Origin of the sequence: Azospirillum sp. A23, from assembly GCF_042938965.1 — a bacterium.
GTDB lineage: Bacteria > Pseudomonadota > Alphaproteobacteria > Azospirillales > Azospirillaceae > Azospirillum > Azospirillum melinis.
In genome coordinates this window covers 1,907,514-1,926,296 of the sequence record NZ_CP170666.1, presented here as the reverse complement: position 1 = coordinate 1,926,296, position 18,783 = coordinate 1,907,514, and the positions used below count along the sequence as shown (strand labels likewise).

At 68.1% G+C, this 18,783-nt stretch carries 18 protein-coding genes; 12 read left to right on the top strand and 6 right to left on the bottom strand.

What is annotated here, in order from left to right; all coding sequences use genetic code 11:
- The first annotated feature begins 212 nt into the window (after positions 1–212).
- Positions 213–1,307 carry a bifunctional DNA-binding transcriptional regulator/O6-methylguanine-DNA methyltransferase Ada gene (gene ada, locus ABNQ40_RS17315; RefSeq protein ID WP_109048297.1) on the top strand — a complete coding sequence of 365 codons (1,095 nt, stop codon included), beginning with the start codon at positions 213–215 and terminating at the stop codon, positions 1,305–1,307.
- On the top strand, positions 1,307–2,002 hold the full coding sequence (locus tag ABNQ40_RS17310) for a 2OG-Fe(II) oxygenase (protein ID WP_391347456.1): 696 nt from the start codon (positions 1,307–1,309) through the stop codon (positions 2,000–2,002). The genes ada and ABNQ40_RS17310 overlap by 1 nt, the downstream gene beginning before the upstream one ends.
- Positions 2,003–2,006: 4 nt before the next feature.
- On the opposite strand, the gene ABNQ40_RS17305 is transcribed toward ABNQ40_RS17310, so the two are convergent.
- The 4 genes from ABNQ40_RS17305 to ABNQ40_RS17290 are packed head-to-tail and all read right to left on the bottom strand — an operon-like array spanning position 2,007 to position 5,816.
- Entirely contained in the window at positions 2,007–2,825 is an 819-nt protein-coding gene (locus ABNQ40_RS17305; protein ID WP_391347396.1) for an ABC transporter permease, read from the bottom strand.
- Entirely contained in the window at positions 2,822–3,586 is a 765-nt protein-coding gene (locus ABNQ40_RS17300; protein WP_391347393.1) for an ABC transporter ATP-binding protein, read from the bottom strand. Before ABNQ40_RS17300 ends, ABNQ40_RS17305 begins: the two co-directional genes overlap by 4 nt.
- Positions 3,587–3,621: 35 nt before the next feature.
- Positions 3,622–4,599 carry a YVTN family beta-propeller repeat protein gene (locus tag ABNQ40_RS17295; RefSeq protein WP_391347390.1) on the bottom strand — a complete coding sequence of 326 codons (978 nt, stop codon included), beginning with the start codon at positions 4,597–4,599 and terminating at the stop codon, positions 3,622–3,624.
- Positions 4,596–5,816 (bottom strand): ABC transporter substrate-binding protein, encoded by a 1,221-nt coding sequence (locus tag ABNQ40_RS17290; RefSeq protein WP_109048302.1) that lies wholly within the window; start codon positions 5,814–5,816, stop codon positions 4,596–4,598. The genes ABNQ40_RS17295 and ABNQ40_RS17290 overlap by 4 nt, the downstream gene beginning before the upstream one ends.
- A gap of 247 nt (positions 5,817–6,063) precedes the next feature.
- Between ABNQ40_RS17290 and ABNQ40_RS17285 the strand changes: the two genes are divergently transcribed.
- The 6 genes from ABNQ40_RS17285 to ABNQ40_RS17260 all read left to right on the top strand — a co-directional run bounded on the left by ABNQ40_RS17285 (position 6,064) and on the right by ABNQ40_RS17260 (position 11,945).
- Positions 6,064–6,939, top strand: a complete 876-nt coding sequence (locus ABNQ40_RS17285; RefSeq protein WP_109048303.1) for a transporter substrate-binding domain-containing protein — start codon at positions 6,064–6,066, stop codon at positions 6,937–6,939.
- Between the two features lie 45 nt (positions 6,940–6,984).
- The gene (locus ABNQ40_RS17280; RefSeq protein ID WP_391347387.1) at positions 6,985–7,836 is read left to right on the top strand and encodes a quinoprotein dehydrogenase-associated SoxYZ-like carrier; all 852 of its coding nucleotides are present in this window, start codon (positions 6,985–6,987) and stop codon (positions 7,834–7,836) included.
- On the top strand, positions 7,833–8,798 hold the full coding sequence (locus ABNQ40_RS17275; RefSeq protein WP_391347385.1) for a quinoprotein relay system zinc metallohydrolase 1: 966 nt from the start codon (positions 7,833–7,835) through the stop codon (positions 8,796–8,798). Before ABNQ40_RS17280 ends, ABNQ40_RS17275 begins: the two co-directional genes overlap by 4 nt.
- Before the next feature lie 238 nt (positions 8,799–9,036).
- Positions 9,037–10,794, top strand: coding sequence for a methanol/ethanol family PQQ-dependent dehydrogenase (locus tag ABNQ40_RS17270; protein WP_109048306.1), 1,758 nt, complete (start codon positions 9,037–9,039; stop codon positions 10,792–10,794).
- Positions 10,795–11,000: 206 nt separating this feature from the next.
- Positions 11,001–11,429, top strand: a complete 429-nt coding sequence (pedF, locus tag ABNQ40_RS17265; RefSeq protein ID WP_199235244.1) for a cytochrome c-550 PedF — start codon at positions 11,001–11,003, stop codon at positions 11,427–11,429.
- Positions 11,430–11,486: 57 nt separating this feature from the next.
- A complete protein-coding gene (locus ABNQ40_RS17260) occupies positions 11,487–11,945 on the top strand; it encodes a cache domain-containing protein (RefSeq protein ID WP_391347380.1) in 459 nt (152 codons plus the stop codon).
- Positions 11,946–12,065: 120 nt separating this feature from the next.
- Here the strand turns inward: ABNQ40_RS17260 and ABNQ40_RS17255 are convergent, their stop codons facing one another.
- Positions 12,066–13,862: a tetratricopeptide repeat protein gene (locus ABNQ40_RS17255; protein ID WP_391347377.1), complete on the bottom strand. Its 1,797-nt coding sequence runs from the start codon at positions 13,860–13,862 to the stop codon at positions 12,066–12,068.
- A 190-nt stretch (positions 13,863–14,052) separates the two neighbouring features.
- Here ABNQ40_RS17255 and ABNQ40_RS17250 point away from each other — a divergent pair, with 190 nt between their 5' ends.
- From ABNQ40_RS17250 to ABNQ40_RS17235, 4 genes are all read left to right on the top strand, one after another.
- Positions 14,053–15,078: a L,D-transpeptidase gene (locus ABNQ40_RS17250; protein ID WP_247879605.1), complete on the top strand. Its 1,026-nt coding sequence runs from the start codon at positions 14,053–14,055 to the stop codon at positions 15,076–15,078.
- A 103-nt stretch (positions 15,079–15,181) separates the two neighbouring features.
- Positions 15,182–16,051 (top strand): branched-chain amino acid ABC transporter permease, encoded by an 870-nt coding sequence (locus ABNQ40_RS17245; protein ID WP_109048310.1) that lies wholly within the window; start codon positions 15,182–15,184, stop codon positions 16,049–16,051.
- Positions 16,048–17,067: a branched-chain amino acid ABC transporter permease gene (locus ABNQ40_RS17240; protein WP_109048311.1), complete on the top strand. Its 1,020-nt coding sequence runs from the start codon at positions 16,048–16,050 to the stop codon at positions 17,065–17,067. Before ABNQ40_RS17245 ends, ABNQ40_RS17240 begins: the two co-directional genes overlap by 4 nt.
- A 1-nt stretch (position 17,068) precedes the next feature.
- Positions 17,069–17,797 (top strand): ABC transporter ATP-binding protein, encoded by a 729-nt coding sequence (locus ABNQ40_RS17235; protein ID WP_109048312.1) that lies wholly within the window; start codon positions 17,069–17,071, stop codon positions 17,795–17,797.
- Positions 17,798–17,808: 11 nt separating this feature from the next.
- On the opposite strand, the gene ABNQ40_RS17230 is transcribed toward ABNQ40_RS17235, so the two are convergent.
- The gene (locus ABNQ40_RS17230; RefSeq protein ID WP_109048313.1) at positions 17,809–18,612 is read right to left on the bottom strand and encodes a family 16 glycosylhydrolase; all 804 of its coding nucleotides are present in this window, start codon (positions 18,610–18,612) and stop codon (positions 17,809–17,811) included.
- Between the last annotated feature and the right edge of the window lie 171 nt (positions 18,613–18,783).

Below are 18,783 nucleotides of genomic sequence, written 5' to 3'. Positions count from 1 at the left end.
ATAAGAGACGCTCAATAAAAAAAACGCATAGGCTTGCATCTTCACACACATCGGAAACGCCCCGCCTCGAATGAGACGGGGCGTTTCACTGTTTCGGGCCGGATCACCGCAATTCGAAAGCAAGCGGCGGAGTGTGCCGGTTTGTCCGGCAGTTCAGATTGCTCCCTCACCACACCACGGAACCTGTAAGGTTCGTGCAGAGAGAGGGACACATGACCGTCGCACTCGATCCTGCCGCCGCCGATCCTGTCACCACCGATGTGGAGGCGGAGCGCTGGGAGGCATTGCGTCGCCGCGATCCTGCCGCTGACGTACGGTTCGTTTATGCGGTCCGCAGCACCGGCGTCTATTGCCGGCCAAGCTGTGCCGCACGGCCGGCACGGCCGGAGAATGTCGTCTTCTATGCCACCAATGCCGAGGCAGAACGGGCAGGCTTCCGGCCCTGCAAACGCTGCCGGCCGGATGGGCCGAGCCAGGGCGACCGCCGCGCCGAGGCCGTTGCCGCTGCCTGCCGCCTGATCGAGGAGGCGGAGGAAGCGCCCCAGCTGGAAGAACTCGCGGCGGCGGCCGGGATGAGCCCGCACCATTTCCACCGCATCTTCAAGCAGGTGACCGGGGTTACCCCGCGGGCCTATGTCCAGGCCCAGCGTGCCGCCCGCGTCGCCGACGCCTTGCAGCAGGCCGGCACCGTGACCGAGGCGATCTATGAGGCTGGCTATGGGTCCTCCGGACGGTTCTACGAAACCGCGGGGGCACGGCTGGGAATGACGCCCACCAGTTACCGCAGGGGTGGAGCGGGGGAGACGATCCGTTTCGCGGTCGGCGCTTGCTCGCTGGGCTCGATCCTGGTGGCGGCGACGGAGCGCGGGGTGTGTGCGATCCTGCTCGGTGAAGATCCGGAGCTGCTGCTCCGCGATTTGCAGGACCGCTTTCCCAGGGCCGAACTGATTGGGGGCGACCCGGCCTTCGAGGCCACGGTGGCGCAGGTGGTGGGATTTGTGGAGACCCCAGGGACGGGCCTTGCCCTGCCGCTGGATATCGGCGGCACCGCTTTTCAGCAGCGGGTATGGCAGGCGCTGCGTGCCATTCCGCCCGGCAGCACCGCCAGCTATGCCGAGATCGCCACTGCCATCGGCGAGCCGGCGGCGGTGCGGGCGGTGGCGCGCGCCTGTGGGGCCAACCCACTGGCGGTGGCGATTCCCTGCCATCGGGTGGTGCGGTCGGATGGAGGCCTGTCCGGCTATCGCTGGGGCGTGGAGCGCAAGCGGGACCTGCTGGATCGCGAGCGCAAGGAGGCGACACGGTGATGGCGCTGGAGGATCTGGACTGGACGCGCATCGGCGCGGAACTGGAGTCGGTGGGCCATGCCGTCGTGGGGCCTCTGCTGGATGGGGAAAGCTGCAAGGCCTTGGCGGGGCTCTATGGGCAGGACACCCCCTTCCGCAGCCGGGTGGTGATGGAGCGGCACGGCTTCGGCAAGGGCGAGTACAAATATTTCAGTTATCCGCTGCCGGGACCGATTGCGGCGCTGCGTGCGCCGCTCTACCGCCGGCTGGCACCGGTCGCCAACCGCTGGGCCGCCGCGATGGGGCTCGACACCCGCTATCCGGCGGAGCATGCCGGGTTTCTGGAGCGCTGCCATGCGGCTGGACAGACCCGTCCAACGCCGCTGCTGCTGAAATACGGTCCCGGCGACTACAACTGCCTGCATCAGGATCTGTATGGCGAGACGGTGTTCCCGTTGCAGGTCGCCATCCTGCTGTCGGCACCGGGAACGGACTTCACCGGCGGCGAGTTCGTCCTGACCGAGCAGCGTCCGCGCATGCAGTCGCGCGCCACCGTCGTGCCGCTGGGGCTGGGGGAGGCGGTGATTTTTGCGGTGGACCAGCGCCCGGTGCAGGGCACCCGCGGGACCTACCGCGTCCGTCATCGCCACGGCGTCAGCCCGGTACGGTCAGGTGAGCGCTACACGACGGGCATCATCTTCCACGATGCGGCATGAGACGTTACCCCGTCGCCGACGGCGCCCGCGATCCCATGCCGCGCGCAGGCGAGTAGCCGCGCACCGCCAGGGCAGCGAACAGCAGGGTGGACCCGGCGACGACCGCCAGCGCCAGCCCGTCGATCCGGCCGTAGAGGGCGAAGCGGATCAACTCCACCCCATGGGTGAAGGGGTTGAGGCTGCACAGCCACCACAGCAGCGGGCCGGCCTCCTCCATGCGATAGAGCGGATAGAGGGCGGAGGACAGGAAGAAGAGCGGGAAAACGACGAAGTTCATCACCCCGGCGAAATTCTCCAGCTGGCGGATGGTGGAGGCCAGCACCATGCCGAGCGCCCCCAGCATCAGCCCGTTCAGCAGCAGGGCCGGCAGCACCGTCAGCGGCGCCCATGCCGGAAGGTCGATGCCATAGAGCCTGACGATTATCAGGAAGGCGGCCACCTGGAGGATCGACACCACCACCCCGCCCAACAGCCGCGCCACCAGCAGGAAGGCGCGGGGCAGCGGGCTGGTCAGCAGGATGCGCATGCTGCCCATCTCGCGGTCGTAGACCATCGACAGCGACCCCTGCATGCCGTTGAACAGCTGGATCATGCCGATCAGCCCGGGCACAATGTAGACCTCGTAGGGGATATAGGTCTCGTAAGGCGGGATGATGGCGATGCCGAGCGCTGCCCGGAACCCTGCGGCGAAGACGAACAGCCAGACCAGCGGGCGGACCAGCGCGCCGAGGAAGCGTTCGCGCTGGTGGATGAAGCGCAGCACCTCGCGCGCGACGATGCCCTGGAAGGCGGTTCCCCAGGTTCTGAGCTGCCGTCCGGTCATGCCGCGGCTTCCACGTCGGCGGCGGGTCGGGCTGCGGTCAGCCGGTCGAAGCTCTCCGCCACGGTGGCGCAGCCGGTTTCGGCATTCACCGCGGCGACCGGCCCGCAGGCGCGCACCCGGCCGCGGTGCAGGACCACCACATGGTCGGTGGCAGGGTCGATCTCGTCGATCAGGTGGGTGGCCCACAGCACCGCGATGCCGTCCTCCGCGCACAGGGCGTGGACATGGCGGATCAGGGTGCGGCGGGCGGGGATGTCCAGCCCGACCGTGGGTTCGTCCAGCAGCAGCAGGGTCGGGCGGTGCAGCAGGGCACGGGCGATCTCCACCCGCCGGCGATGGCCGCCGTTCAGCGCCCGCACCTTCTCCCCCCGCCGCTCGAACAGCGACAGGCGGGTCAGTTCCGTCTCGATCCGCCCGTCTGCCTCGCGGCGGCCGATGCCGTGCAGGGTGGCGAAGTAGCGCAAATTCTGCAGCACCGTCAGGTCGAGGTCGAGGGTGGGCTGCTGGAACACCACGCCCAGCTCCGCCAGCGCCTTGCCCGGCGCCTGGACGATGTCGTGGCCGTGGATGCGCACCCGCCCTTCGGCCGGCCGCAACAGCCCGGTGGCGAGCGCGAACAGCGTGCTCTTCCCCGCGCCATTCGGCCCGAGCAGGCAGGTGAAGGCGCCGGGCATAACGCGGAAACCGACATCCTCCAGCGCAAGGCGGTTTCCGCCATAGCCGTGGCGCAGCCCCTCGACCTCCAATGCCGGCACCGTCATTCCGCCTTCCCCTTTCTATCTGACCTTTCCCTCTGTCAGCCCTTGACCGCCACGCCCCAGGGGTAACGGCCGACCTTGACCGTCTTGGTCACCTTCAGGCTGTCGACATCAATCACCGATACGTCGCCGCTGACGCCGTTGGTGGTGTAGAGCATCTTCTGGTCCGGCGTCAGCGCCAGATGCCAGACGCGGCGGCCGACCAGCAGGTAATCCTTCACCTCGAAGGTACTGGCATCCACCACCGCGACATGGTTGGCCGGGCCGAGCGCCACGAAGGCATAGCGGCCGTCGTCGGTCAGCTTGACGCCCACCGGCTGGATGCGGTCCTTGGCGATGCCCTTGATGTGGAAATCGACGACTTTCTTCACCTGACGGGTGGCGGTGTCGATGACGCTGACCGTGCCGCCGATCTCCGACGACACCCACAGCTGCGAGCCATCCTTGGTGAACTGGGCGTAGCGCGGGCGGGGGCCAACCAGCGTATTGTCGACCACTGTGCGCTTTTCCATGTCGATCCAGTGGACCATGCTGGTCGTCTCGGAGGTGTTGACGCCCCAACGGCCGTCCGGGCTGACGTCCATCCCCTCCGGTTCCACCCCGACATCGACCTGGAACGCGACCTTGCGGGTCGGCACGTCGACCACGGTGACGATGTTGCTGTCCTCGTTGGCGATGATCAGGCTCTTGCCGTCGGGGCTGAGGGCGAACTGTTCGGGATCCTCGCCCGACGGCAAATTGTGGACCACCGTCTTGCTGGCAAGGTCGAAGACCTGCACCGTGTGATCGTCGCTGGCGCAGATGAACAGCTGGGTGCCATCCCTGGACAGGGTGATGCCGCGCGGGCGCTTGCCGACCTTGATGGTGTCGGTGACCGCCATGGTCTTGCCGTCGATCACCGACAGCGTGTTGTCCTTCTCGTTCGACACATAGATGGTCTGGGCCGAGGCGGCGGACGCCAGGGTGGCGGCGATCAATGCGGCCAAGGAAATGCCGGTGAAGCGGGCGGCGGTCATGGCGTGGTCTTTCCTCGCGTCTTGCAGAGCGTTTCCGGTTGGTCGTAGCCCAGGCTGTCCAGCTCGGTCCGCGGGTGCAGGAAGCCCTCCTGCGGCGACACCGACACCAGCGAGCGGTCGGCGGCCAGCAGGACCGGCTGGCGCAGCTGGCCGTCCCAGGGCCGCAGGCTGAGCGGTGCGCCGCGGAAGGCGGACATGGTGAAGTCGGGCGACTGGATGAAGGCGATCAGGCGGTCGGGATCGGTGGTGCGGGCACGGGCGGCGGCCTCGCCGACGACCCGGATGGCGGTCCAGTCATTGTGGTCGCGCGCCGTCATCGGGCGCTTCGCCGCCGCCTTGAAGCGCGATTGCAGCTGTGCCGCCCCCCATTGCTCGTGCGTGCGATGCCACACAGTGGGAACCAGCCCCTGGGTGCCGGCGACCGGACGCGGATCGGCGGTGCGGTAGGACAGATAGTCGCCGAACTCCCCGACCTCGTCGGCGACGACCAGCACGTCATAGGCCTTGGCCTGGGTGAAGACCGGGATCTCGGATTCGGCGGTGCGGTTGACGTCGCTTTCGGCCGTCCACTCCTTCTCCGCGACGATCTGGGCGCCGAAGCGCTTGGCAGCGCGGCGGACGGCATCGGCATAGAGCTTGTCCTCCGGCCGGCGGCCGGTGACCAGGAACCAGCGCGGCCAGCGCTTCTTCACCAGATATTGCCCGAGCGCGTCGGCCAGCATCGCCCGGCTGGGCGCGACATGGACAAGGTTGGCGGCGCAGGCGCTGCCGCGCAGGGCGTCGTCGGGCGCGGTGGCGTTCAGCAGCAGCAGGGTGCGTGCCTCCGGCAGCTTCGACAGGGCCTCCACCGTGGAACCCGGCGCGTCGACGACGACGAAGCGGTCGCCGCGCCCGGCCAGTTCGCGCAGGGCCGCGGCGGCATCGCCGTCCGGTGCAACCTCCACGTTGTCGAGCACGAAGGACTGCTTCAGGAACTTGCCGGTCGTGTTGTTGTCGGCGATGGCGAGCGATGCCCCGGCCAGACCGTCGTCGGCCGCCGGCTCGTCCGGGTTGGCGACGGAGGGAGGCGGCTCGGGCGTCTGCGACAGGAAGCCGATGCGGATCTCGCCCACGGCGTCGGCGGCTGCGCCGACACCGGGCGCCCCGGCCAGCAGCAGGGCGCCGAGTGCCGCCAGCGACATGCTGCGGAGAAGACGGGGCAGGCGGAGCTTTGTCATCGTATCCGTCGGAATGCCAACAGTTTGGTGTGCAGCCTATCGGGCGACGCACAACTCCGGAATGCGACTATGGAAGCATGGACAGGGGACGGGGTGGGCAGCGCCGACCGACCGGGCTTCACCGAACCAGGGAGATCCGGGCGGGCCGGAGGGCATCTTGTACGAAAGTCCAATTATTGGCGCTGCGGAGCGATGGCTATCCTGCCAGCCCTTATCCCCGATGAACCCACCACTGCCGGGACCTGCCATGGCGATTGTGACACGCCGCCGTTTCCTGTCCGGACTGACCGCAAGCTGTGCGTCCGCCGGGGCTGCGTCCACGCTTGGCGCCGCGCCCGCTGCCGCCCGGCCGCTGGACGAGGTGATGGAGCGCGGGCGGCTGCGCGTTGCGGTCTATCGCGAGTTTCCGCCCTTTTCCTTTCAGCGCGACGGCACCCTGGTCGGCATAGACGTCGATCTGGCGCGGGCGATTGCGGGGAAGCTGGGTGTCAAGGCCGACATTTACGAGCAGATTCCCGGAGAGACGGTGTCGGACGATCTGCGCGTGGCGGTGTGGCGCGGCAGCCTGTTCGGCGGCGAGCTGGCCGACATCATGATGCACATTCCCTATGATAAGCGCTTCGGCCTGATGAACCCGGAAGCCGTCCTGTTCGGCCCTTATCATCAGGAGGTCTTCGCGCTCGCCCGCGATCCGCAGCGCGTGCGCTCCGCCGTGCTGGCAACCCTGCCGGACGAGCCGATTGCGGTCGAGATCGACAGTGTTCCCGACTTTTTCCTGCTGGGTTTGCAGGGTGGCCGGCTGCGCAGCCGCATCATCCATTGCCCGACGCCGGAGGCCGCCATCGAAAAGCTGACCGCTGGCGAGGCGGCGGCGGTGCTGGCGCCGCTGAGCCAGGTGCAGGCGGCGCTCGGGACCAGGATGGAGCAGTTCCCGGTCACCACCGTGACCCTGCCGGGCATGATGACCTCCAGCTGGAACATCGGCATGGCGACCAAGGAAAACTCCCGCGACCTCGCCTACAGCATCGGCGATGCGGTGACGGCGCTGACCGAGGACGGAACGATGGCGAAGATTTTCGCCGCCTATGGCGTCACCCACACGCCGCCGCCGCTGGTGGAGTGAACCGGGGACAAGCGGATGGTTTGCCGTATGGGTCGGGAGGGGTGGATGAAACACGCGCTGCGCCATATGGGACTTGCCGGTGCGATTCTCGTCGCCGCGGCTCCGGCCTTTGCCGCAAGCTCCCCGTCCGATCCGCTGAAGTCCGTGATGTGGGACATACTGCGCGACCAGTATTTCGCCGGCGCTCCGGTGGTGTTCGATGCTGCGGTCAAGGTGACCGCTCCGGCGGCGGAGGATACCCGCGCGGTGCCGCTTTCCGTCGATGCCACGGCGCTGGAGCGGGTGGTGGAGATGGTGGCGATTGCCGACCTGAACCCCTTCCCGCTGGTGATGCGCTACCATCCCGGCAATGCGGCGCCCTACATCGCCACCCGCATCAAGATCCAGCAGGCCACCGCAGTGCGCGGCGCCGCGCGGACCGCCGACGGGGTCTGGCATGTCTCCGGCGTGCTGGTCGACGCGGCGGGCGGCGGGTGCAGCGCGCCGCCGGCATCCTATGCCCAGAAGGACTGGGCCGACCATGTCGGCGAGGTGCAGGCCCGGCTGTGGCCGGCGGGCGAGGACGGGGTGGCGCGGCTGCGGCTGCGCATCCGCCATCCCAACGACACCGGGCTGGTCGACGGCATCCCGGCCTATTTTGTCGAAACCCTGCAGGTGGATGCGCAGACCCCCGGCGGTTCGCCGACGCTGGCGCGGATCGACAGCCTGGAGCCGGTGTCGGAGAATCCGGTCTACTCGCTGGATGTCCGCCCGCCGCCGGAGGCCACGGCACTGATTCTGCGTGGCCGGGATAACCAGGGTGGCGAGATCAGGGCGACCATCCCGATGCCGCCGCCCGATGCCAAACCGGCGATGTCCCTGAAACCGGTCGGGCAGCCGTGGAGTGTCGGCCAATGAGCATGCCGCTGTTGCGCCGGCTGGTGCTGAGCGCTGTCCTCACCACATCGCTGGCCGCCGGTGCGATGGCCGGTGCGGCACAGGCCGCCGGGACGCCGACCTACGATCTGAAGCCGACGAGGATCGCCTCCGACACGTACGTCTTCGAAGGCTCCACCAAGCATTTCACCCGCGCCAACGGCGGCAACATCCTGAATTCGGGATTCATCGTCACGGCGGACGGGGTGATCGTCATCCAGACCGGCCCGTCCCGCCGCTATGGCGAGGAGATGCGCGCGGCCATCCGCAAGGTCACCGAGAAGCCGATCCGCAAGGTCTTCGTCAGCAACCTGCATCCGGATTACTGGCTGGGAAACCAGGCCTTCGCCGATGTTCCCGTCGCGGCGCTTCCCGGCACCATCGCCGGCATCCAGGAGGAGGGCAACGGCATTGCCGAGAACATGTACCGGCTGGTCGGCGATTGGATGCGCGGGACCGAGGTGACGCTGCCGACCGAGCCGGTCTATGGCTCGACCGTCAAGTTCGGCGACCACCGCCTGCGGCTGATCCCGCTGAGCGGCCACACCGCCGCCGACCTGATGATCCTGGACGAATCGACGGGCGTGCTGTTCTCCGGCGGCGTGGTGTTCTGCGACCGCACCCCGACCACGCCGCATGCCACCGTCGCCGACTGGCTGAAGGAGCTGGACGCGGTCGACGCGCTGGACATCCGGCTGCTGGTGCCCAACCACGGCCACATCCGTCCTGACAAGGCCTGTGTCGCCCAGACCCGCGACTGGCTGACTTGGCTCGACGGCACGTTGCGCGAAGCCGTCTCATCCGGCCTCGATATGGCCGAAGCGTTGGAGCTGCCGATTCCGGAGCGCTTCCAAGTGCTTGACGTGCTGCGGGAAGAGTATCGCCGCTCCGTCGCCCATCTCTGGCCGAAGATCGAGCAGGCAAGTCTGCCGCGGGTCAATTGACGGGCTAAGGATCCGGAGGAGAACTGACGCTTACGCCTGCTACTATCCGACAATTTACCCGACCGATCATCCGTCTACACTGCCGAATATCGTAGAGCGATGCGGCCCCTCCGGCCGCCAAAAGCTTGAAAAAGCCGCCCTGATTCCGTTCGCCACCGCCGGACCCGCCCGTCCGGCGGCAACGGGCGGGTCTTGCCCGGGCGGTGCCGTCATCATCAGTTTTGGGAGGCAACCGCACATGAAGCGCCTGGTTACAAGTCTCGCCCTGGCAGCCTCGCTGACCGCGTTCAGCGCCACCGGCGTCCTCGCCGCCGAGGGCCCGTCCAGCGACGATCTGCTGAAGAGCGCCACCAACACCGAAGCGGTCCTGACCTATGGCATGGGGCCGCAGGCCCAGCGCTTCAGCCCGCTGACCGACCTGACTGCCGACACCGTCAAGAAGCTGGTCCCGGTCTGGTCCTTCTCCTTCGGCGGCGAGAAGCAGCGCGGGCAGGAAGCCCAGCCCATCATCTATGACGGCACCATCTACGTCACCGGGTCCTATTCCCGCCTCTATGCGGTCGATGCCCGCACCGGCCACAAGAAGTGGGAATACAATCACCGCCTGCCCGACGGCATCATGCCCTGCTGCGACGTGGTCAACCGCGGTGCGGCGATCTACAAAGACAAGATCTACTTCGCCACGCTGGACGCCCGCCTCGTCGCGCTGAACCGCGAGACCGGCAAGGTGGTGTGGAACAAGAAGCTGCAGGAATACAAGGAAGGCTATTCCAACACCGCCGCCCCGCTGATCATCGACGGCAAGATCATCACCGGCAATTCCGGCGGCGAGTTCGGCGTCATCGGTATGGTCGAAGCCCGCGATGCCGAAACCGGCGAACTGGTCTGGCAGCGCCCGACCATCGAAGGCAACATGGGCACGCTGAACGGCAAGGACTCGACCGTCACCGGCAAGACCAACGCCAGCTGGCCCGGCGACATGTACAAGACCGGCGGCGGCGCCACCTGGCTGGGCGGCACCTACGATCCGGAAACCAAGACGCTGTTCTTCGGCACCGGCAACCCCGCGCCGTGGAACTCGCACCTGCGTCCGGGCGACAATCTCTACACCTCCTCCACGCTGGCCATCAATCCGGACAACGGCGAGATCAAGTGGCACTACCAGACCACGCCGCATGACGGCTGGGACTTCGACGGCGTGAACGAGTTCGTGTCCTTCGACCTGAAGAAGGACGGCAAGGTCATCAAGGCCGGTGGCAAGGCTGACCGCAACGGCTTCTTCTACGTCATCGACCGCACCAACGGTAAGCTGATCAACGCCTCGCCCTTCGTCACCAAGATCACCTGGGCCAAGGGCATCGACATCGAGACCGGCCGTCCGATGTACAACGATGACAACCGTCCGGGCGCCCCGGCGACCGCCGATGCGCATGACGCAAAGGGCAAGTCGGTGTTCGCGGCCCCGGCCTTCCTGGGCGCCAAGAACTGGATGCCGATGGCCTACAACCCGCAGACCGAGCTGTTCTATGTCCCGGCCAACGAGTGGGGCATGGACATCTGGAACGAGCCGATCACCTACAAGAAGGGTGCGGCCTATCTCGGCGCCGGCTTCACCATCAAGCCGCTGTACGACGATTACATCGGTGCGCTGCGCGCTGTCGATCCGAAGACCGGCAAGATCGTCTGGGAGTACAAGAACCCGGCCCCGCTGTGGGGCGGCGTCCTGACCACCGCCGGCAACCTCGTCTTCACCGGCACGCCGGAAGGCTATCTGAAGGCCTTCGACGCCAAGTCCGGCCAGGAGGTCTGGAAGTTCCAGACCGGCTCCGGCGTGGTCGGCAGCCCGGTCACCTGGAAGATGGATGGCGAGCAGTATGTCGCCGTCGTCTCCGGCTGGGGCGGTGCGGTGCCGCTGTGGGGCGGCGACGTCGCCAAGCTGGTGAAGGACATCAACCAGGGCGGTTCGCTCTGGGTCTTCAAGCTGCCGAAGGCCTGACCGTCAGCGCGGACAAGCGGGAGGAAGGCGGGCCGGAGCGATCCGGTCCGCCCATTCCCGTGTCTACGGCATGGAAAGTCATTCTTCGCACAGATTTGATTGTGTCCTACCATAGTCCAATTATTCGTGGGTCCCACTGCTGGTAACGTCCGCTCATGCGAAGCAAAGGCCGCAGGGCGGCCAGAAACAGAGGGAACGTCTTTCTCATGAATGCACGGATTGTTCGGCTCGCAGCCGCAATTGGTCTGATCGGCGCCGTCGCTCTTCCCGGTCTGGTTTTCGCCCATGGCGATGTCGTCCCGCAGCCGGTGGATACCACCGGGCTGGAGAAGCTGGGTGAGAAGTGGCGGGACAGCAATCCCTACCGCGGCAACCCGCGCGCCATCGAGATCGGTTCGTCCGCCTTCAACCAGAACTGCGCGCGCTGCCATGGGCTGGGCGCGGTGTCCGGCGGCATCGCCCCCGACCTGCGCTATCTGGAGAAGGGGGATGCCGGCGACGAGTGGTTCAAGGAGCGCGTCACCAACGGCTCGATCCGCAACGGCGTCACCTACATGCCGCAATTCGGCGAAGCACTGGGGCAGGAGGCGCTGTGGTCGATCCGCTCCTGGCTGGAAACCGTGCACGAGGAGTGACCCCCTGCCGGATCGTTGGCTCCTTCCCTCCCTTCCTTTCTTCCAAGGTGGTCATCCATGATTCGCAGAACCGCATCCCTGGTCTCCGTCGCGGCGGCCCTGCTGACCGCACCGGCCTTCGCCGCCGATCACGCCACGCCCGAGCAGGCCAAGTCGCTGGTCGCCGAGGCCGTCGCCTATCTGAAGGCCAAGGGGCCGGACGAGGCGACCAAGGCCTTCCAAGACCCCAAGGGCAGCTTCCGCCGCGGTGAGCTGTATGTGTTCGTCTTCGACACCGACGGCCGCTATGTCGCCTCCGGCGCCAACCCGAAGCTGGCCGGCTCCAACGCCGCCGATCTGAAGGACGCGGAAGGCAAGCCCATCGTCCAGGCGATGATCGGGGAGACCAAGGACAAGCCGAACGCCGTCATCGACTATGTCTGGCTGAACCGCCAGACCAACAAGGTCGAGCACAAGCATTCCTACGTCACCCGCGATGGCCGTTACATCGTCGGCGCCGGGACGTACGATCAGTGACGGCCTGAGACTGCCGCCGTCGGATAGCGTCTGAAACGGTTCCGCCCGGCCCCTGTACGAAGGTCTGCTTCGTACAGGGGCCGGGCGGACGTCTGTCTGGGGCAGGGGAGGGGCGGGGTTTCAGTACAGCTCCTGCGCCTCGCGCGCATAGTCCAGCAGCTTCTCCACCGACCGCGCGCGGTCCGCCGTCTCGGCGAAGCGGGTGCGTGCCGCCTCGGCAGCCTGCGCCCGTGCGGCGGCATCCTGTCCAAGCGTCGCGGCACGGTCCAGGAAGGCGGCCTCGTCGGCAACGGTCGAGGCGGCGCCGACGATGCCGGCGACATCGCCCTGGGTATAGCTCACCACCGGCAACCCGTCCGCCAGCGCGAAGGCCGCGCTGCCGCCGCCGCCCTGGCGCGGCGGGTTCAGATAGGCGGTCGCCACGCCATACAGCCCGCGAATAGCGTCGACATCTCCCAGCGCATGCATCCGCGCCGCGTTGCGGGCGGCGGCGATCCGGCCCGGCAGGTCGGTCACTGCGCCGGCGAAGGCGACATGCGCGTCGGGCACGCGGTCGAGCAGGCGGTCGAGCGTTTCGAGGAACTCCGGCCCAACCTCCTGATCCAGGCGGTTGCCGACGACGACATAGAGCGGCCCGTCGGCCGGCAGGCCGAAATCGGCGCGGCTGCGTGCCGGACCGGCATCCGGCAGGGTCCAGCCGAAGGAGAAGGGACGGAAGCGCGCCCGCGCCTCCTCCGGCCAGCCGGCGGCGCTGTCCTCCGGGGCATAGCCCAGCAGAAGCGTGGCGAGCGAGGGCGGCAGGCCGCTGGAGGTCGGCAGGAACACCACCGGCCGGCTGCGGGCGAACAGATCGGCCACCGTGTTGGAGCCGCCGAAGGCAACGATCACATCGGGATCGAAGCGCTGCACCGCATCGACGATGGCGGTCAGCTTCTCCTCGTCGAAACGCGGCTGCGGGAAGGACAGCATGCGGACCTCGGCGCCGAAGGCGGTCAGGGTCTGTTCACCGTCATATTCCGCGGTGACGTTGTAGCTGTATTCGGGAACGAAGCCGTTCTCGCCTTCCACCGCCATGGCGTTGGGGTTGACGATCAGCACCTGGCAGCCATGGTGGTCCTGGAGCCGGCGGGCATAATCGAAGGCGTCGGTGGTCGGCTGGTGCCCCTCGCCGAGCATCTGGTTGGTGATCAGCGCCACCCGCCTCACCGCAGTGCGCGGCGCCACCCGGCGCAGTCGGGTGTCGAGGCCGTAGCGGCGCGCCGTCTCATCCACCAGCAGGCGGTAGAACCGGCGGAATTCGCCGGTGGTGAAGGCGCTGACATCGCCCTTGCGCGTGTCGCCCTGGAACAACCGCATGGCGATGCCCCAATAGGCGTAATGCATCGACGGGATGGAGAAGCGCAGCGGGTCTTCCAGTGCCGTGTTCACCAGGGCGCGGTAATGGGCCACGTCGCCGGTCAGCAGGAAAAGCAGCGACTGGCGCCGCATCACGTCGCCCATGGTGTAGCGGGCATCGACCTCGGCGGCGGCGGCGGCACGGATGTCGTCGTCATAGCGGCGGATCAGGTTGGCGAGCGCCCCGACATTGCCCCAGCCCTCTCCCTCGTTGGTCAGCAGGGTCAGGGCGCGGGCGAAGCTCATCGCCGCCTCGCGGTGGCGGCCGGACGCGTGCAGGGCGTGACCCAGATTGGCATGGAACAGCGGGGAACCGTCGTCGCCGGCCACGGCCTGGGCGATGCGGTCCACCGCCTCGTCCGCCCGGCCGGATTGCAGCGCGATCACGCCCAGCAGATGCAGGGCGTCCGGATGGCCGGGCGACGCGTCCAGCACGTCGCGATACAGCCGTTCGGCCTCCGCGGTGCGGCCGGCGCGGTGGTGTTCCGTTGCGACGGCCAACGTCTGCTCGATCTGGTCCATGATGCACGTCCTTGCTGTCCGGGGCGGCCCCGTTCCCCGGCGACCGTCGTCCCATGCTGTTTACCCTGTTTTAGGGGACACGCGATCAACTTTCCGCATGCATGGATTTACGACCTTTCGGGGAGACCGCGACCGCGGCGTCATCCTCCGACCGACAACAGCCGCCACCGCCATCCTGGCACGGTGTCTTTTGTGGGCTCTCCTCGCCCTTGCCGGGATCGCCGGCGCGGATGCGGCCCAGGCGGCCGATCCGGGGGCGGCCGATCCAGGACCGGTCGATCCGAAGCTGGGCGGCCGGTCGATTGCCATCAGCCTTGCCGACCGCCGCCTCTACCTGACGGATCCCGACGGCGGAACCCGCAGCTTTCCAGTCGCCATCGGCCGTCCCGGCGTGCCGATTCCCGTCGGCGACAGCAGCATCCAGCGCAAGCGCCGCGACCCGACATGGCGGCCGACCGCCAACCAGCGGCGCGACAACCCCGCCCTGCCGCGGGCGGTTCCGCCCGGACCGGACAACCCGCTGGGCCGGTTCGCGCTCGATCTCGGCTGGCCGGCCATCGCCATCCACGGCACCAACGACCCGGACTCGATCGGCACACGAGCCAGCGGCGGGTGTTTCCGCATGCTGCCCGCGGACATCGAGACCGTCTTCGCGGCGGCGGAGATCGGCATGCCGGTGCGGGTGGTGCGGGAGTCGCTGGGCGGGGGAAAGCCGTCGCTGCCGGCTTCCCGGCCGGCCGGGACGGTTGCGGTCGCGGTCAAGACCGCACCGCCGCCCCCACCGCCGTCCTTAGCCGCTCCGGTGCCCGAGGTCGCCATCGCCAAGCCACCGGAGCCGCCACCGGAGCCGCCGCCAGCGCCGGTCGCCGATCCGCGCTGTGCCATCGTGACGGCGCCGCTGCGGCGGATGATCTGCGACGTCCCGGCGCTCGCATTTCTCGACGGCCGTGCCCGCGGAACGCAGGATCGCTTTCTGTCCGGCATCGCCGATCCGGCGGCTCGCGCCGGCGCGGCCTATGAACTGATTCAGGACGAGCGGCGCTTCCACGAGCGGATCGCGGCACTTTGCTGGATTCGCAGCGGGACCGAGGGGGACCCGGCAGTGGCCGCGGCGGCGCAGTCCTGTCTGGCGACGGCACTCGACCGCCGGTTGAATGAGGTGACGGAGCGTATCGCGAGCCTGCGCGGCGGCACCCGGATCGCCGGCCGGCCATAGCGGGATCGGGACGAATCGCGTTGCCAGCGGTCGTTCTGGCTTGCCTGCATCCCCCTTGGACTGCTAACCCGCAGAACCCAACCGTTCGGACAATCCGCCGCCCATGCCGATCGACTATTATTTGAACATCGCGGCCTCCGGCCTGCTGACCGGCCTGGTCTACGGGCTGGCGGCGCTGGGGCTTTCGGTCATCTTCGGCGTGGTGCGCGTCGTCAACTTCGCCCATGGCGAGATGATGGTGGCGGGCATGTACGGCGCGGTGCTGCTGGGCGGCTGGCTGGGTCTCGACCCGCTGCTGTCGGCTCCGCTCATGGCGGCGCTGCTGTTCGTCTGCGGCTGGCTGTTGCAGCGCGGGCTGGTCAACAAGTTCGTCGAGCGGCCGGAGCACATGCAGTTCATCCTGCTGCTGGGCATCGCCACCATCCTGGTCAACGCCATGCTGATGCTGTTCGGCCCGGACGCCCGCAACGTCCAGGTGCCCTACAGCTTCGACACGGTGGAGATCGGGTCGATGCTGCTGGATGCCGTGCGGCTGCGTGCCGGGGCGGCGGCCATCGTGGTGGCGGCGGCGCTGTTCGCCTTCTTCCGATTCAGCCGCACCGGCAAGGCGATCCGCGCCTGTGCCGACAACCCGCTGGGCGCCCGCGTGGTCGGGCTGAACATCGACGGGCTCTATGCCCTGACCTTCGGCATCGGTGCCGCGGTGGTCGGGGTGGCGGGTGCGCTGATGACGCTTCTGGTCGATGCCCGGCCGCAGCTGGCGCCGGAATACACGCTGCTCAGCTTCATCATCGTCATCGTCGGCGGGCTGGGCAGCCTGCCCGGCGCGCTGCTGGGCGGCGTGCTGATCGGCATGTCGGAGGCGCTGGCCGGCTTCCTGCTGACGCCGTCCATGAAATCCCTGTTCAGCTACGGGGTGCTGATCGTGGTTCTGCTGCTGCGCCCGCAAGGGCTGTTGGGGAAACGGTCATGAGCGGGCTTTCGGGCGTGATGTTTTCCGGAATTACCGGGCGCGGGATGGCGCTGCTGGTCCTGGCGGCGCTGGGACTGGCGGTGGCGCCCTTCGTCGCCGACCGTTATCTGGTGTCGGTGCTGACCACCGTGCTGTGGTTCGCCTATGTCGGTCAGGCCTGGAACGTGATGATGGGCTTTTCCGGCCTGCTGTCGCTGGGCCATGCGCTGTATGTCGGCCTCGGCGCCTATGTCAGTGCCGCGCTGTTCGTCCATTTCGGCATCGGCCCCTGGGCCGGCATGGTCCTGGCGATGCTGGTCGCGGTGGTGGCAGGCTGCGTCATCGGCTTCCTGGGCTTCCGCTTCGGGGTGAAGGGCGTGCATTTCGCCCTGCTGACCATCGCCTTCGCCGAGGTGGCGCGCATCGGCTTCGACCACATCACCTGGGTCGGCGGCTCCGGCGGCTTCTTCCTGCCGGTGGAGGCGGGGGCGAGCGATCCGCTGAACCTGCGCGGCTCGCCGGTGCTTTTCTATTACGTGGCGCTGGCGCTGGTCGTCGGCGCGCTGTTCCTGTCGCGCGCCCTGCTGCACAGCCGGCTCGGCTATCAATGGCTGGCGGTGCGCGAGGAACCGGACGCGGCGGAGGCGTCGGGTGTCGACCTGTTCCGCGCCCGCATGACGGCGGTGGCGGTGTCGTCCGCCCTGACCGCGCTGGGCGGCGTGTTCCAGGCCTTCTATTTCAACAACCTGTTCCCGGAGCAGGTCTTCTCGATGGGCCGGTCCATCGAGATCATCCTGCCGGCCATCGTCGGTGGCATCGGCACGCTGGTCGGCCCGATCCTCGGCGCCTTCATCCTGACGCCGCTGGGCGAGGCGCTGACCTTCCTGATCGAGGCCGGCGGGCTGGACTTGCCCGGCCTGAAGCAACTGTTCTACGGCGCGGCGCTGGTGGTGATCGTGGTATTCCGGCCGGAGGGCGTGTGGCCCTGGCTGGCCCGCCGCCTGCGTCTCGTCCGCCAGCCGGGGGAGGGCGCCTGAGATGACCGCCTTGCTTGAGGTCGAGCGCCTGTCCAAGCGGTTCCGCGGGCTGAAGGCGGTGTCGGAGGTCAGCTTCACCGTGCCGGAGGGGCGCATCCTGGCGCTGATCGGCCCGAACGGCGCCGGCAAGACCACCACCTTCAACCTGATCGCCGGCGTCTTTCCGCCGGACGAGGGTCGGGTGACGCTGAAGGGCCGCAACCTGACCGGCCTGAAGCCCAACCAGGTCTGCGTCGCCGGAATCGGCCGCACCTTCCAGATCGTCAAGCCCTTCGGTCAGCTGACGGTCGAGGAGAATGTCGTGGTCGGCGCGCTGGCCCGCGAACGGTCGGTGGAGACCGCGAGGCGGCAGGCCCGCGCCGTGCTGGAGCGTCTGGAACTGGCCGATCAGGCCAACCGCCCGGCGCGCAGCCTGACCCTGCCCGACCGCAAGCGGCTGGAGGTCGCCCGCGCGCTGGCCACCCGTCCGACCCTGCTGCTGCTGGACGAGGTGCTGGCGGGGCTTCGCCCGACCGAGGTCGACCGGATGGTCGAGGTCCTGCGCGACCTGAACCGGCGCGAAGGCCTGACCATCCTGATGATCGAGCATGTCATGCGCGCGGTGATGGCGCTGTCCGACCGCGTGGTGGTGCTGGACCATGGCGAGAAGATCGCCGACGGCGCCCCGGCGGAGGTCGTCGCCGACCCCCGCGTCGTCGAATCCTACCTGGGCGCCGAAGCGCTGGACTGACCGGGCGGTTCTCAGTTGCTGAGGTTCGCCGGGTCCTCTCGGTAGGTGACGGAGGCGACCTCGGCGGCCAGGGGATGGCCGGGATAGGTGAAGCGGCGCAGCCATTCGGTGTCGCCGGACGCGCTCCAGAAGCGCAGCATCAGCCGGCCCGGCATGCGCGGCAGCTCCTCCGGCTTGCCCGACACCTGATGGACCGGCTTGCCGTCGACGGTCCAGACGATGCCGGTGGGCTTCCAGTCGAAGCCGTAGCTGTGGACGCCCTTGGCGGCGTCGAAGCCGAGATCGACCACCGTGTTGCGGTGTCCGGCGCCGTTGACCACATAGCTGATCTCCAGCTTGGTGGTGTCCTTGCCGGCGATCCCCATGGTGATCTCGTCCCACGGATCGCCGAAGGGCGGGCCGGTGTAGTGGGAGACCGATGTCATCACCCCATCGGCCTTCACCGCCTTCAGCGACACCGTGTAGGCGCCGTAGCCGTAAAAGCGGTGCGTCGAATATTCGCCGCAGGAGTAGCGGTCGCTGCCGGACATGCGCTCGCTGCCGGAAATCCGGTCGCTGACCGACAGGGCGAGGTGGCCTTTCCCGGCGGTGACGTTGGCGCGGCTCCAGGTGCAGTTCATGTGCCCGCCGGCCTTCCAGCCGTCCGACCGCTGCCAGCGTGAGGTCTCGAAGGACCCGGCATTCTCGCTGAAGCTGCCGCCGATATGGCTGAACAGCGACTCCGCCAGCGCCGGTGCGCTGCCGAGCAGAAGGGCGGCAAGGCCCGCCCCGATCGCCGTCGTCCGTCCGCTTTGTCCTAAGGCATCTCTCCGCATGGCTATTTCCTCCCGCTGATACCGGGCCTATCCGCAAGATCGGTCGGCCTGCACCCCGATATCGCGAGGGTGGGGCGAAGCGGCAACGGCGCGGCCGGGGTGCGACAGGCACTTGCCCGGCGTACCTCAGCCGATAACCGAACCGAATGGGGGATGTCGGACGTCGGGTGT

Bases quoted from the DNA above. Each gene is read 5' to 3' on its own strand.
- ada (WP_109048297.1), top strand. From the start codon at position 213: ATGACCGTCGCACTCGATCCTGCCGCCGCCGATCCTGTCACCACCGAT.
- ABNQ40_RS17310 (WP_391347456.1), top strand. From the start codon at position 1,307: ATGGCGCTGGAGGATCTGGACTGGACGCGCATCGGCGCGGAACTGGAG.
- ABNQ40_RS17305 (WP_391347396.1), bottom strand. From the start codon at position 2,825: ATGACCGGACGGCAGCTCAGAACCTGGGGAACCGCCTTCCAGGGCATC.
- ABNQ40_RS17300 (WP_391347393.1), bottom strand. From the start codon at position 3,586: ATGACGGTGCCGGCATTGGAGGTCGAGGGGCTGCGCCACGGCTATGGC.
- ABNQ40_RS17295 (WP_391347390.1), bottom strand. From the start codon at position 4,599: ATGACCGCCGCCCGCTTCACCGGCATTTCCTTGGCCGCATTGATCGCC.
- ABNQ40_RS17290 (WP_109048302.1), bottom strand. From the start codon at position 5,816: ATGACAAAGCTCCGCCTGCCCCGTCTTCTCCGCAGCATGTCGCTGGCG.
- ABNQ40_RS17285 (WP_109048303.1), top strand. From the start codon at position 6,064: ATGGCGATTGTGACACGCCGCCGTTTCCTGTCCGGACTGACCGCAAGC.
- ABNQ40_RS17280 (WP_391347387.1), top strand. From the start codon at position 6,985: ATGAAACACGCGCTGCGCCATATGGGACTTGCCGGTGCGATTCTCGTC.
- ABNQ40_RS17275 (WP_391347385.1), top strand. From the start codon at position 7,833: ATGAGCATGCCGCTGTTGCGCCGGCTGGTGCTGAGCGCTGTCCTCACC.
- ABNQ40_RS17270 (WP_109048306.1), top strand. From the start codon at position 9,037: ATGAAGCGCCTGGTTACAAGTCTCGCCCTGGCAGCCTCGCTGACCGCG.
- pedF (WP_199235244.1), top strand. From the start codon at position 11,001: ATGAATGCACGGATTGTTCGGCTCGCAGCCGCAATTGGTCTGATCGGC.
- ABNQ40_RS17260 (WP_391347380.1), top strand. From the start codon at position 11,487: ATGATTCGCAGAACCGCATCCCTGGTCTCCGTCGCGGCGGCCCTGCTG.
- ABNQ40_RS17255 (WP_391347377.1), bottom strand. From the start codon at position 13,862: ATGGACCAGATCGAGCAGACGTTGGCCGTCGCAACGGAACACCACCGC.
- ABNQ40_RS17245 (WP_109048310.1), top strand. From the start codon at position 15,182: ATGCCGATCGACTATTATTTGAACATCGCGGCCTCCGGCCTGCTGACC.
- ABNQ40_RS17240 (WP_109048311.1), top strand. From the start codon at position 16,048: ATGAGCGGGCTTTCGGGCGTGATGTTTTCCGGAATTACCGGGCGCGGG.
- ABNQ40_RS17235 (WP_109048312.1), top strand. From the start codon at position 17,069: ATGACCGCCTTGCTTGAGGTCGAGCGCCTGTCCAAGCGGTTCCGCGGG.
- ABNQ40_RS17230 (WP_109048313.1), bottom strand. From the start codon at position 18,612: ATGCGGAGAGATGCCTTAGGACAAAGCGGACGGACGACGGCGATCGGG.